This is a genomic window from Candidatus Leptofilum sp., assembly GCF_965223285.1.
GTDB lineage: Bacteria > Chloroflexota > Anaerolineae > Promineifilales > Promineifilaceae > Leptofilum.
Map to the genome: position 1 here is coordinate 2237325 of NZ_OZ244997.1, position 12020 is coordinate 2249344.

The window sequence follows — 12020 nt, forward strand, 5'->3', positions numbered from 1 at the left end:
AGCAACTGTCGCCTGAGTGGATTTGAGCCACGGCCGTTTTCGGGCAGCGTGGCATGGGTGACAGTTTAGATGAAGAAACGAACTCTCATTTGGGGAACTTTGTTCCTCTTTCTTGCCCTACTATGTGCCTGTGCCCCAGAAAGCCAGGAACTGCAACTAGCTACAGTGGTGCCTACATTGAGTGTGCAGTCAACAGAAACGGCCGTTCCCACCATTATGACAGAAACGCCAAAAGAAACGGCCGTGCCGTCAACAGTCACACCCGCAACATCCCCAGTACCAACGCAAGACGCAGCGCCACCGCCCGCGAATCAGGAGCCAACCATCCTCACGCAAGACGCAACCAATGTGCGGCAGGGCCCCGGTTTAGCATACGCAGTAAGCCATGTGCTGGGCGCAGGCACCACTATGCCCATCCTAGGCCAAAACCTAGCTGGCGATTGGTGGGCTGTACCAGGCCCTGGCGACGGTCCCGGCCCAGTTGGTTGGGTATTTAGCGGCGTGGTTAGCGTTCAAGGGAATGTTGACAGCGTTCCCGTACTGCCAGCACTGCCCTTGGCAGACGTGCCAATCATGGGCAATAGCGGCCAACAAGCGGCCGATGTTTGCACTGTTTCCCATCCTGGCCCCGGCGATCTGGGGCCACTCTACGTCTATGCTGGCCCAGATGAACACGCCTTTGCTGTAGCTGCTCGCCTGGGCTTGGATCGTTGGGTCACCGTCATCGGGCGAGACAATGATTGGTATCACGTACAGGATGATGCTGAATTTACAGCCTGGGTACCAGTGGCTCACGTGGCCCACAACGGACTCTGCCAACCCGACGATGGTCCAGGCTCCATGCCGCTCGTTGAGTTTCCTGGCTCACCGCCAACCCATGTTTGCCTGGCCAATCGCCAGGGCCAGACCCCGCCGCCCGATATACATTTGGGGCCAGGCCGACAGTTTGCCCTGGTTGCGCGGCTGGGCAACTGGGCTGAGGTTTTGAAAACCGAGATTGGCTGGCACCAGATTACGCTTGGCCCAGGTGAGGTTGGCTGGGTAGATGGGGCGGACATTGAGCTAACTGGCCCTTGCACTGATCCAGAGCCAACACCAGTGCGCATACAGTTTGCCCCTGGCGAGACGTCGATCACGCTGGACAGCAACCTGGAACCTCCGCAGCGAGAATATTACGTTTTCCGCGCCCAAGCCGGGCAACGGGTCATCCTGGAGATGGTATCTGAGTCGAACCGGGGCAATTTTGCGGTAAGTGGCATGGACGATGGCCAACCATACAAGCGATTGGAGGATGAGCAGCCTAGCTGGAGTATCATCTTGCCTGCCACGCAGGATTATCTGCTCACGCTGGCGGCTCCACCCCACAGGATGGAGAATATCGGCCGCGGCCGGTGACGTTGGCCGCAGCAGCGGAAACAAACCTTCAGGAGGAACTGGCGGCTCTTTCGCCGGTGATGACGGAATTTGGGCAGGCCTTGCTGCTGCAGGATGTGGTGGACACCCCGCGTTGCCTCAAAAGAAAATGTTACCGAAGGGATAATTGGCAGCATTCAGATAGTTTCGATCATATGGCTTAGCGCTAAAAACAGCGATTATCATAATTCTTCTTCTGAAAATAATCCGCAGATTACACAGATTACGCAGATTTTTGTCCTCAATCTGCGAAATCTGTGGATTTTCATTCATGGTGTTGAGCCTACGCTCATGTCGTCTTCTTTGTTAATTGGTTAAGATGCGCCAGCCATTCTGCACGGCCGTTTCTCGCAAAACTTTATCAGGATGCACAGCAACGGCCGTTTCTGCCATCTGCAACATAGGAATATCCCGCACTGTGTCGCCATACGCCGCTACCAATCTGCCGGGCACATTCTGTAGCTGCGCTACCTTGGCTTTGCCTACATTTAATTGCCCAACGATCTCGCCTGTGAGACGGCCGTTCACCACCTCCAACGGCGTACCAATCGACTTGACCTGCAACTTGGCGGCAAACTGCTGCAAAATTGGCTCAAACATGCCAGATACGATGATCACGGAACGGCCGTTTTCTTTATGCACCTCTAATTCCTCAACCACCACATCCCGACGGTTTGGCCAAAAGGTGCGCTCCACCACCCAAGCGGCCGCTTCAGCAAACTGCGCTGGCGTGTACCCAGCAAACAGCCGCATCACATCTAGAATCCACCCTTCTTTGAAAGCACGTTCATCCCTCAAAATGCCTACGCGAAACGCAACTACCTTCAACAAATTCTTGCGAAAAAAACGTTGGAACTTGGCCCCCTCGCCGTGCGCTTGCAAATAATCGCGCATGCCCTCCCAGGCTACCCCTGCCGTAAGTGTGCCTTCCAAATCAAAAGCAACGATTTCTGTTTCCGCCATGCTTGAAACTCCACTGCACCTTAAAACGACGCCGATGTTTGATAACAAAAACCCGGTACTGTTGCGGCCTACTAAAAACAGTGTATTCTACCTCTATAGCCGCTAAACGATTGGTTTTTCTTATCTGACAAATAGAGAGTTTAATTTGTGACATTCATCACAAATAAACCTGAAAGAACACAATCGGCAAGAAACCAAACCCAGCTAACATTTAGGCAATCCAACTAAAAAATAGGGGCAAAATGCCGCTTTTTTGCATGAGCTCCCTCGGCTCGATACTGTTACGAACCGTAGATCAGTAAATTCGGTCATCTTCGAGCAGTATCTGCTCGTTTTCAAATTATATCTGCGCTTAGCGTTCAGAACGAAAATCGCCACAGAACCTACTGAGCCAATCTCCAGCCCCAACAATTTCTAGGGGGCCTGTGGCCAATCAAAAAGGAGTGTGCATGTTAGCGAATCCCAAGCAAATCAATCCGCCCTCGGACGACAAGCGTTGGCGCTTTGTCCAGGCAACCATGCGCCGCAACGGGTTTCGGCGCAGTGCCCTCATCGAAACACTACACAGTGTCCAAGAGTCGTTTGGCTTTTTAGATGAGGTGTCGCTGCAATACGTGGCTTCTTCATTGCGCGTGCCGTTAAGCCAAGTGTATGGTGTATCTACGTTTTACCATCTATTTAGCCTGAAGCCAGCAGGCAAACATAGCTGTGTTGTCTGCACAGGTACCGCCTGCTACATCAAAGGCGGTCCTAAATTGCTCGCTCAGATTGAAGAAAGTTACGACATCAAGCCAGGTGAAACGACCAGTGACGAGGAACTCTCACTGCTAACAGCCCGTTGCGTTGGCGCATGTGGATTGGCTCCTGTGGCTGTGTTCGACGGTGAAGTATTAGGTAACCTGACGCCGACCAGAACGTTGGAAACCCTGCGGAGGTGGGCAAACGATGATGTATGAACGCTTTGAGAAGATAAAAGAAAAAGAACAGGCAACCGCAGCCAAAGCCGACCACACGATTCAGGTGTGTGTGGCAGCCAGTTGCCTCTCTGCCCAAAGTGACAAAGTGTTGGAATCGGTGCAAGCCGAGATTAAAACCGAGAAACATAAAGGGTGCCAGGCTAAAGGCGTGGGTTGTATGGGGCTTTGCTCACGTGGCCCATTGGTAAATGTTCTGCATAAGGATGAAGCCTTAGGCGAAACATTGTACCAAGATGTGACGCCAGCCGATGCACCGGCTTTGGTAGCAGCCACGTGCGCAGGTGAACGGCTCAAAGAGCGTGTTTGCCCTACAGATGTTCCCTTCTTTCAACGACAAACGAAAATTGTGCTGGAAAACAGCGGCCGTATCGACCCTGAACGTATCGAGGAATATGTGGCGGCTGGTGGGTATGAAGCCTTGGTAACGGCCGTTAACGAAATGGCTCCTAGTGATGTCATTGACGAAGTGCTGCGCAGCGGCCTGCGCGGACGCGGCGGCGGGGGTTATCCAACTGGCCTTAAATGGACCACAGTTGCCAAAGCCGACGCAGATCAGCGCAAATATGTCATCTGCAATGCAGACGAAGGTGACCCTGGTGCCTTCATGGACCGCTCTGTGCTAGAAAGCGATCCTCACCGCATCTTGGAAGGAATGGTGCTGGCTGGCTACGCCATTGGCGCGCGCAAAGGGTATATTTACGTGCGCGGCGAGTATCCGCTCGCTGTGGCCCGCCTAAAGAAAGCAATCAACCAGGCGCGGCGGCTAGGCGTATTGGGTGATGGTATTTGCGGCACTACTTTCAATTTCCAAATTGAGATTCGCCTGGGGGCAGGGGCGTTCGTTTGCGGTGAAGAAACCGCACTCATTGCCTCAGTAGAAGGCAAGCGGGGTCAACCTCGCCCTCGCCCACCCTACCCTGCTGAGTTCGGTTTGTGGGGCGAGCCAACACTCATCAACAATGTGGAAACATTTGCCAACGTGCCGGCCATCATTCGCAATGGTGGCGACTGGTATGCAGGCATTGGCACAGACAAAAGCAAGGGAACTAAGGTGTTTGCGCTGGCAGGCAGCATTGTCAACACGGGTCTCATTGAGGTACCGATGGGTATTCCCCTGAAAGAAATTGTGTTTGAAATTGGCGGCGGTATCCCCGGCGGGCATCAAGTAAAAGCTGTGCAAACCGGCGGCCCATCGGGCGGCTGCATTCCAGCAGAATATTTTGACACCCCAGTCGATTACGAATCGCTCGTAAAACTTGGCTCCATTATGGGATCAGGCGGCATGATCGTGATGGATGAGACATCCAACATGGTGGATGTAGCGCGCTACTTCATGGAGTTTTGCAAAACGGAATCGTGTGGCAAATGTGTGCCTTGCCGCGTTGGCACGGTGCAAATGTATGATTTGCTCGACAAGATCTATCGTGGTGAGGCAACCAGCCACGACCTGGAGCTGCTAGAAAATCTATGTAAGATGGTGCGCGAGATGAGCTTGTGTGGTTTAGGCCAAACGGCACCAAACCCTGTGAACAGTACACTGCACTACTTCCGCAATGAGTACACTGATCTGCTACGCGACAAGAATGAACTGGAAACGGCCGTTTCTACCCCTGAGGTGCAACCATGAGACGATCCCGCATCATAACCCTTAAGATTAATGGGCAAGATATTGGTGCCCACGAAGACGAAACCATCCTGGAATTGGCTCGCGAAAACGGAATCGACATTCCCACCCTTTGCTACCTGGAAGGTGTGTCGGCATACGGTGGCTGCCGACTATGCATGGTCGAAATTCAAGGCTCCAATCGCCTCTTCCCTGCCTGTACCACCTACCCCGACGAAGGGATGGAAATCATTACCAACTCTGATCGGTTAAAATCGTATCGGAAACAAACTGTGGAATTGCTCTTTTCAGAACGCAACCATATTTGCGCCGTCTGCGTTTCTAACGGCAACTGCGAACTGCAGGATAAAGCGTATGAATTGGGTATGACCCATGTTAGTGTTCCTTACCTAAACCCCAACTTGCCAGTTGATGCCAGCCATCCTTACTTTGGTCTGGATCACAATCGGTGCATCCTGTGTACCCGCTGCGTGCGTGTATGCGACGAGATTGAAGGTGCCCACACCTGGGACCTGATGGGACGTGGTGCCGATGCTCGCATCGTGGCCGATTTGAACCAGCCTTGGGGTGAGGCCCAAAGCTGCACCAGCTGCGGCAAATGTGTGCGCGTTTGCCCCACCGGAGCACTTTTCGACAAAGGTACCTCGGTAGCCGAGATGAGCAAGAAGCATGAGTTTCTGCCATACCTGCGCCTGATGCGTGAAGGACGAAACGGAGGTGAACAATGAGCAAAGCAAAGATGGCTACCGTCTGGCTAGATGGCTGTTCTGGGTGCCACATGTCATTCCTGGACATTGACGAACGGCTTATCACTGTCGGCAAACTGGCTGATTTGTTATATAGCCCGTTGGTAGATACAAAAGAATTCCCTGAAATGGCGGACGTAACGTTGGTTGAAGGTGCGGTGAGCAGCGAAGAAGATTTTGAAAAAATCCAGAAGGTGCGAGCACACACCAAAATTTTGGTGGCACTAGGCGACTGTGCTGTTACCGCAAACGTGCCAGGCATGCGGAATCCGTTTAAGCCGGAAGCCTTGCTAGACCGTGCCTACCTGGAAAATGCGGATGAGAACCAGCACATCCCTGTAAAGGTCATTCCACCGCTGCGGAAAATGTCGGTACCGATTCACCAAGTCGTAGATGTGGATGTGTTTGTGCCAGGCTGTCCGCCCTCGGCCGACACGATTTTCTACGTGGTTACAGAACTATTGGCAGGTCGCACGCCTGATTTAACAGGCAAGACGCGGTTTGGTGCGTAAATTTGTATAATTGGGTGATTATGTTTACCAATTAGCTAATTGCCCAACTATTCATCACAGGATAAGTTTCTATGAGTAAAACAATCACAATTGACCCTGTAACTCGTATTGAGGGGCATAGCAAGATCACAATTCAACTGGGCGATGATGGGAAGGTGGCAGATGCGCGGTTCCATGTCACGCAGTTTCGTGGATTCGAGAAGATGACAGAAGGACGGCCATTTTACGAAATGCCCGCGCTTACTGCCAGAATTTGTGGCATTTGCCCCGTCAGTCACCTGATGGCTTCGGCCAAAGCGGGGGATGCTTTGTTGGCGGTTCAAATTCCAGAAACGGCCGCAAACCTGCGTCGGATCATGAATTTGGCACAGATCATCCAATCGCATGCATTGAGCTTTTTCCATCTTTCCTCCCCAGACTTTGTCATGGGCTTCGATGCGAACCCTGTGGAACGCAACATTTTCGGCGTGTTGCAAAAGCAACCAGACCTGGCTAAAGACGGCATTGCCCTGCGCAAATTTGGGCAATCGATCATTGAGCTATTGGGCGGCAAGCGCATTCATCCTGCCTGGGTCGTACCGGGTGGCGTCAGCGCACCGCTGACGGAAGATCACCACAGCAGCATTATGGCCCTCGTTCCAGACGCTTTGGAAAGAATTCAGCGAACCCTGATTTGGTACAAGGACATTTTTGGCAATTTTGATCCTGAAATTCGTAGTTTTGCTAATTTCCCCACCCTTTTCATGGGATTGGTTGGCCCAGATGGCGAATTAGCCATGTATGATGGCAAACTGCGTATTGTGGATGCAGTCGGAAACGTTGTGGCTGATCAGCTAGACCCAACCAACTATGCCGATTTTATCTCTGAAGCCGTTGAGCCAGACTCATACCTGAAATCGCCATATTATAAACCGATGGGCTATCCAGACGGCATATATCGGGTAGGGCCATTAGCGCGGATGAACATCATCTCTCGCTGTGGCACACCCCTCGCCGACCAGGAATGGGCAGAGTTCCGCATGCTCCAGCGTGGCGCGGTATTGAGTTCCTTTCAATACCATTATGCCCGTCTAGTGGAAATTCTATACTGTATTGAGCGCATTGAGCAGCTGCTAAATGATCCTGCCATCTTGAGTCAGCACGTTCGGGCCCATGCTGAACCGAATGCCTTTGAGGGTATCGGTACCTCTGAGGCCCCGCGTGGCACGCTCATGCATCATTACAAAATTGATCAAAACGGTTTGATTACCTGGGTAAACCTTATTATTGCCACTGGGCACAACAATCTGGCAATGAACAAGGGGGTGCTTCAAGTGGCCCGCCAATTTATTCGCTCTACAAAAATCGAAGAGCCGATGTTGAACAGAGTCGAAGCGGTGATTCGCACCTTTGATCCCTGTTTGAGCTGCTCTACGCACGCCGCCGGACAATATCCGCTAGACGTGCAGTTGCTAGCTCCAGATGGAGAGCTGCTTGACGCGGTGAAGCGCGGTTAATGGAAACAAAGTAGAGGTTAGGCAGGTAGTGAGCATATTTGCCGAAAGTGGCAATGACGAAGCGACCTTCCTAACCTTGTTTGAATTATGCAAAAAACAGTTGTCATTGGTATCGGGAATCCCCTGCGCGGAGATGATGGTGTGGGCTGGGCAGTGATTGAAGCGTTACGTGAAGAGGCGGTGGACAATATTACGGCCGTTTCTATTCACCAGCTGTTGCCGGAGTTAATCGACCAGTTTCGTGAGGAGGCGCAAGTCATTTTCGTCGATGCCAGTATAGGTGGAGAGCCAGGGGACGTTACAGTAACGGCCGTTGACCCGAAGATGGATGAATCTATGGCCAGCCATCATCTCGATCCGGGCGTGTTGGTGGCACTTGGGATAAAGCTGTATGGCTGTATGCCTCCAGCACACCTTGTCGCAATTGCTGGATATGATTTTGGTTACCATGAAAGGTTATCTGAGCCGGTGGCGCAGGCCGTTGCAACCGCCGTTTGCCAAATTAAACAGCTCGCTGGCATTCCAATAGTAGCACCTTAATCAAGAATATATTAGGCGGGAAACAAGGAAGAAATTGGTGTGAGAAACGGCCGTGTCGCTTTGATTAATTTGTTACCAAAATGGGTGAAATTTTTTGACAGTTTCCTCAACATTTGATATTATCTTCGTCGCTCAACAAGGGGGCGTGGTGTAGTGGTTAACACGCTGGCCTGTCAAGCCAGAGATCGCGGGTTCGATCCCCGTCGCTCCCGTGGGAGTATAATGGGTCAACTTCATGGTAAGTTGGCTCATTTGTTTTATGGTTAAGAACCAGATGGTAGTTTGAACGCAAGGTCAAAGCCACAATCTTGTCATCCTCCACATAAGCACGCTCGACAATTAAGTTTACTAACTCGTGACGACCTTCTTCATCACCTTCTAGTCGCTCCCAATGTGTCTTGAAATTCTCCAGCATATCGGCAGCCTGTTCCAACTCATTGGCGGGAACTGGATTTAACTGTTCCATTTCCATTTGAAGTTTAATCCGCTGTTCCATATATTCTTGTTCGTCAGTGATAAACCCGTTATCCCATCGCTTATCCATTCTTTTGATGATGTCGGCAATCTCTTGAAGTCGTTCTTCCAACCCTTTTTCACCCAACAACTCCCCCATTGCCTTTGTAATTCCCTTACGCCAATTAGCAGGCGGTTTTAGGCTCATTAATATGGCTACAATTTGTTGGTCAAGGATTTCTACAGGAAATCCTTTTTGCTCGCATTGATGCCCAATGTCAGACGCACGGCAACGATAGTATCGGTGTGCACCACCCCACTGCGCCTGTCCGCGCATTTTACCGAAATAGCGAAATGTCTTTCCTTCGGGTGGATTGCTGCAGCAGCGATAGCAATAAGCAATATTCCGCAATAAATAGGGGTTGTACCGTTTTGTGGCTTGACGGTGAGAGCGTCTACTAGCCCGAACTTCCATGCAAGCATCAAAAAGTGCTTGGCTGATTACGGCTTCATGTTGACCGTCAAACCATTGAACAGGTTCATCGAAGGAGCGAGAGCCATCTGATTTGCGCTTGTATTTTTGATATTTGATTTTTCCCAAATATGTTTGGTTCTGGAGAATGCTTCGGACAGTATCTTTTGAAAACGGCCGTCCTGTTTTGCTTTGGTAGCTATTTTCATTAAGCAAGTGGGCGATATCCTTATCACTGTATTTGCCAGTTGCATAGCTTTCAAATGCCAGAATAAGTCCAGGGAGTTCGTTTGGGTCTGGAATCAAGACCTTGTCTTTATTCTTTTTCATGCCAAATGGAGCGCGATTGTTGTGTATCCCTTGATGCGTACGCTCTTTTTTACCCTTTGCTGTTTCCGCTGCAAGATTCTGGCTGTACCAATCGGCAACAGATTCCATAATTCCCTCAATAAGTGCACCCATTGGCCCATCGCTATCTTCCGAAGGTTCACTCACAGAAAAAACCTTGATGCCATAATCATGACGTAGCAAGGATTTAATGGCTAGGGCATCGGTTCGGTTACGGGCAAAACGGTCAAATTTATGAACGATAACTGCGTCAAATTTGCCTTTTCGTCCGTCCCGACGCATCCGCTTAAATTCGGGTCGATTGGCTGTACGTCCTGACTGCCCTTCATCTATATAGACATGAGAGAGAATACCGCCATTTGCGATTACCCAAGCCTCGATAGCCCTTCTTTGAGCATCAATTGAGTAATTTCCGATTTGCTCCTCTGAGCTGATACGAATATAAGCTGCAAAACGCATTTTCTTCTTCCTTTTCCGTTTAGGTTTTTTATTGACTTTATTCGGATTCAGCCGTGAGCCGATTATTGGATGCTCGGCAAAGATGTCTGCATTGGGCGCAACAAAAAACCTCGGAACTGGTAAATGGTTAGATGAATTTGGATGGTTGCCAACATTCATACACCCCTTTCTGAGCAAAAATGCTCGACGATAAATTGATACGGGACAATCAAAAGGCAACAAAAAAGCCGCTTCCCAAAACTGAGAAACGGCCGTTGCGACAAAACTGATAATCTATCAAGCTACCTGTAATCGATAGTCATTGATAAAATGTTTGCAGCCCGACACCTGCTAACTCAGGTTTTGGGTTAGACATGGGTTTGGTGTTGACGCACCAAGCCCATGTTGCTTTATAAAGCTATTTGATTATATTTATTATAGACCGTTATCGGTCTATTTGTCAATCTTAATCTGGAGTTACATCGTCTCGATAGACCCCACGCCTCTGACGGCTCGTAATGTACTCTTCTACGTTGTCACGAGTAGTTAACCAGATGCCACCTATCTTTTGAGCTTTGAGGCGTTTTCGGAGAGCAAGATGTCGTAAATAGTCATGAGAAAAACCATAAATACTTGCCGCATCTGCTAATGAAATTAGCTGATTTTTATCATTGGTTTCTTTTGCCATAGTAACATTATAGTAGGACAGAAAGCGTAAACAAAGAAAGCGCACATCATCTAGGGGTGTCCGCACGGCGAGGAGGCCGCACAGGGGAGCCTGCGAGGCAATTACCTCCACTATTCGACAACTTCTACCTCACTTTCTTAAGCCAATTCATGCTACTATTTTTTAGACAGGAGTTGGGAGCCAAAGACCAGAGTTGTTCTACAAACCAAATAGCAGCAGAGACCCCATATTTTTTGGGAAATTTGGCTGCGTCTAAATGAAAAGGAGCGTGAGAGATGTGTCTATTTGAGCAAATTCCTATTCCCATTTTGTGCGTGACAATGGTTGAGTTGCAAGCCATTACCGAAACACAGAATCAACCACCATTGACGACGGTGCAAATTGAACAAGTCGTCAATCGGCTACGCAAGACGCTACAAAGTAATTGCTTGTGGCAAGAACAGATAAAAAAATGTATTGAGGAAGTTGTCATAGAAAATTCCTATGAGCGATGGTTGCAGGAAGTCGGCAACAGTTTATGGGAAAAGGCAAATTTAAGTGTCGCAGAGGTTAACGTCCCAATAGCAGATTTATATGCCTTGTTTATCAACGGAACTGCACCAGAACAAGCTGCAACGGCCGTTTTGATGGAGGCTTGCTATGAACAATCATAAGGAACCTCTGTTTCCGCTGGGTCAGACCGTTTCTACCATCGGTGCGTTAGAGGCTTTGGCTGAAGCTGGACAAGCACCTGAACAGTTTTTGCAGCGTCATCAAATGGGCGATTGGGGTGACATGGTAGAAGCTGACAAAGAACAAAACGACCTTGCTGTTCAAGAAGGACTACGAACCTTTTCGGCTTATAAGTTGGCAACAGGGGTTGAAATTTGGGTGATTACCGAATGGAACAGAAGCGCGACAACGATTTTGTTACCGTCAGAGTATTGAAAAAAGGCAGAGGATAGTTAAACGCCAAATATGCGTCCTATCTTCTGCCTATTATTGTTGTATCAGCCAGTTTTTTCTATGTATTCAACCGTCGAGGCTTGGCTTGCTGACAGGCTCGTTGCCACTGATAGCGTATCTCCTTTTCCTCAATCGTAAAATGATTGCAGGCTGCCAAAATCTCTGACAACAATGTTTCTTGTGATTTGTACCCTCCATTTACTAAACCCGCCATCTTGAGCAAACTGTGCCAGAAGGAATTGCCTGGAATAAAGATATTGGTGTCTGCTGGCAAATCCCGAATCTTGCTTAACTCAGCAGAAACGGCCGTTTCTGCCCAACGTTGGTTCCGCTCTCTTTTATTCATCTCAACCTCCAAACGGGATGGATTTATGCTTTACATTCACTATACAGAGTAGGCAAATG

The 12020-nt window shown here is 49.6% G+C and carries 12 protein-coding genes, 1 tRNA gene and 1 pseudogene; 10 read left to right on the forward strand and 4 right to left on the reverse strand.

What is annotated here, in order from left to right; all coding sequences use genetic code 11:
* The first annotated feature begins 69 nt into the window (after nucleotides 1-69).
* On the forward strand, nucleotides 70-1395 hold the full coding sequence (locus ACOQPU_RS10295) for a hypothetical protein (RefSeq protein WP_420645025.1): 1326 nt from the start codon (nucleotides 70-72) through the stop codon (nucleotides 1393-1395).
* A gap of 324 nt (nucleotides 1396-1719) precedes the next feature.
* Here the strand turns inward: ACOQPU_RS10295 and ACOQPU_RS10300 are convergent, their stop codons facing one another.
* On the reverse strand, nucleotides 1720-2376 hold the full coding sequence (locus ACOQPU_RS10300; RefSeq protein ID WP_420645026.1) for an HAD family hydrolase: 657 nt from the start codon (nucleotides 2374-2376) through the stop codon (nucleotides 1720-1722).
* Nucleotides 2377-2825: 449 nt separating this feature from the next.
* Between ACOQPU_RS10300 and hoxE the strand changes: the two genes are divergently transcribed.
* The 7 genes from hoxE to ACOQPU_RS10335 all read left to right on the forward strand — a co-directional run bounded on the left by hoxE (nucleotide 2826) and on the right by ACOQPU_RS10335 (nucleotide 8483).
* Nucleotides 2826-3332 (forward strand): bidirectional hydrogenase complex protein HoxE, encoded by a 507-nt coding sequence (gene hoxE / locus ACOQPU_RS10305; RefSeq protein ID WP_420645027.1) that lies wholly within the window; start codon nucleotides 2826-2828, stop codon nucleotides 3330-3332.
* Nucleotides 3322-4980 (forward strand): NADH-quinone oxidoreductase subunit NuoF, encoded by a 1659-nt coding sequence (nuoF, locus tag ACOQPU_RS10310; RefSeq protein WP_420645028.1) that lies wholly within the window; start codon nucleotides 3322-3324, stop codon nucleotides 4978-4980. The genes hoxE and nuoF overlap by 11 nt, the downstream gene beginning before the upstream one ends.
* Nucleotides 4977-5705 (forward strand): bidirectional hydrogenase complex protein HoxU, encoded by a 729-nt coding sequence (gene hoxU / locus ACOQPU_RS10315; RefSeq protein WP_420645029.1) that lies wholly within the window; start codon nucleotides 4977-4979, stop codon nucleotides 5703-5705. The genes nuoF and hoxU overlap by 4 nt, the downstream gene beginning before the upstream one ends.
* On the forward strand, nucleotides 5702-6235 hold the full coding sequence (locus tag ACOQPU_RS10320; RefSeq protein ID WP_420645030.1) for an NADP oxidoreductase: 534 nt from the start codon (nucleotides 5702-5704) through the stop codon (nucleotides 6233-6235). The genes hoxU and ACOQPU_RS10320 overlap by 4 nt, the downstream gene beginning before the upstream one ends.
* Before the next feature lie 71 nt (nucleotides 6236-6306).
* The gene (locus tag ACOQPU_RS10325) at nucleotides 6307-7731 is read left to right on the forward strand and encodes a Ni/Fe hydrogenase subunit alpha (RefSeq protein WP_420645031.1); all 1425 of its coding nucleotides are present in this window, start codon (nucleotides 6307-6309) and stop codon (nucleotides 7729-7731) included.
* Nucleotides 7732-7818: 87 nt separating this feature from the next.
* Nucleotides 7819-8271 (forward strand): hydrogenase maturation protease, encoded by a 453-nt coding sequence (locus ACOQPU_RS10330; RefSeq protein ID WP_420645032.1) that lies wholly within the window; start codon nucleotides 7819-7821, stop codon nucleotides 8269-8271.
* 139 nt (nucleotides 8272-8410) lie between these two features.
* Nucleotides 8411-8483, forward strand: a tRNA-Asp gene (locus tag ACOQPU_RS10335).
* Nucleotides 8484-9193: 710 nt separating this feature from the next.
* Here ACOQPU_RS10335 and ACOQPU_RS10340 read toward each other — a convergent pair.
* Nucleotides 9194-10162 (reverse strand): annotated as a pseudogene (locus ACOQPU_RS10340) (recombinase family protein); the annotation flags it as partial.
* 286 nt (nucleotides 10163-10448) lie between these two features.
* Nucleotides 10449-10670 (reverse strand): helix-turn-helix domain-containing protein, encoded by a 222-nt coding sequence (locus ACOQPU_RS10345; protein ID WP_420645033.1) that lies wholly within the window; start codon nucleotides 10668-10670, stop codon nucleotides 10449-10451.
* A 275-nt stretch (nucleotides 10671-10945) separates the two neighbouring features.
* Here ACOQPU_RS10345 and ACOQPU_RS10350 point away from each other — a divergent pair, with 275 nt between their 5' ends.
* Both ACOQPU_RS10350 and ACOQPU_RS10355 read left to right on the forward strand, forming a co-directional pair.
* Nucleotides 10946-11323: a hypothetical protein gene (locus ACOQPU_RS10350; RefSeq protein WP_420645034.1), complete on the forward strand. Its 378-nt coding sequence runs from the start codon at nucleotides 10946-10948 to the stop codon at nucleotides 11321-11323.
* Nucleotides 11310-11597, forward strand: a complete 288-nt coding sequence (locus ACOQPU_RS10355) for a hypothetical protein (RefSeq protein WP_420645035.1) — start codon at nucleotides 11310-11312, stop codon at nucleotides 11595-11597. The genes ACOQPU_RS10350 and ACOQPU_RS10355 overlap by 14 nt, the downstream gene beginning before the upstream one ends.
* Nucleotides 11598-11673: 76 nt before the next feature.
* Here the strand turns inward: ACOQPU_RS10355 and ACOQPU_RS10360 are convergent, their stop codons facing one another.
* Nucleotides 11674-11961, reverse strand: coding sequence for a hypothetical protein (locus ACOQPU_RS10360; RefSeq protein WP_420645036.1), 288 nt, complete (start codon nucleotides 11959-11961; stop codon nucleotides 11674-11676).
* Nucleotides 11962-12020 lie beyond the last annotated feature (59 nt).

Excerpts from the sequence above, each read along its gene's own strand:
- ACOQPU_RS10300 (WP_420645026.1), bottom strand. The coding sequence starts at position 2,376 with ATGGCGGAAACAGAAATCGTTGCTTTTGATTTGGAAGGCACACTTACG.
- ACOQPU_RS10320 (WP_420645030.1), top strand. The coding sequence starts at position 5,702 with ATGAGCAAAGCAAAGATGGCTACCGTCTGGCTAGATGGCTGTTCTGGG.
- ACOQPU_RS10360 (WP_420645036.1), bottom strand. The coding sequence starts at position 11,961 with ATGAATAAAAGAGAGCGGAACCAACGTTGGGCAGAAACGGCCGTTTCT.
- ACOQPU_RS10355 (WP_420645035.1), top strand. The coding sequence starts at position 11,310 with ATGAACAATCATAAGGAACCTCTGTTTCCGCTGGGTCAGACCGTTTCT.
- ACOQPU_RS10350 (WP_420645034.1), top strand. The coding sequence starts at position 10,946 with ATGTGTCTATTTGAGCAAATTCCTATTCCCATTTTGTGCGTGACAATG.
- ACOQPU_RS10330 (WP_420645032.1), top strand. The coding sequence starts at position 7,819 with ATGCAAAAAACAGTTGTCATTGGTATCGGGAATCCCCTGCGCGGAGAT.
- hoxE (WP_420645027.1), top strand. The coding sequence starts at position 2,826 with ATGTTAGCGAATCCCAAGCAAATCAATCCGCCCTCGGACGACAAGCGT.
- nuoF (WP_420645028.1), top strand. The coding sequence starts at position 3,322 with ATGATGTATGAACGCTTTGAGAAGATAAAAGAAAAAGAACAGGCAACC.
- ACOQPU_RS10295 (WP_420645025.1), top strand. The coding sequence starts at position 70 with ATGAAGAAACGAACTCTCATTTGGGGAACTTTGTTCCTCTTTCTTGCC.
- hoxU (WP_420645029.1), top strand. The coding sequence starts at position 4,977 with ATGAGACGATCCCGCATCATAACCCTTAAGATTAATGGGCAAGATATT.
- ACOQPU_RS10325 (WP_420645031.1), top strand. The coding sequence starts at position 6,307 with ATGAGTAAAACAATCACAATTGACCCTGTAACTCGTATTGAGGGGCAT.
- ACOQPU_RS10345 (WP_420645033.1), bottom strand. The coding sequence starts at position 10,670 with ATGGCAAAAGAAACCAATGATAAAAATCAGCTAATTTCATTAGCAGAT.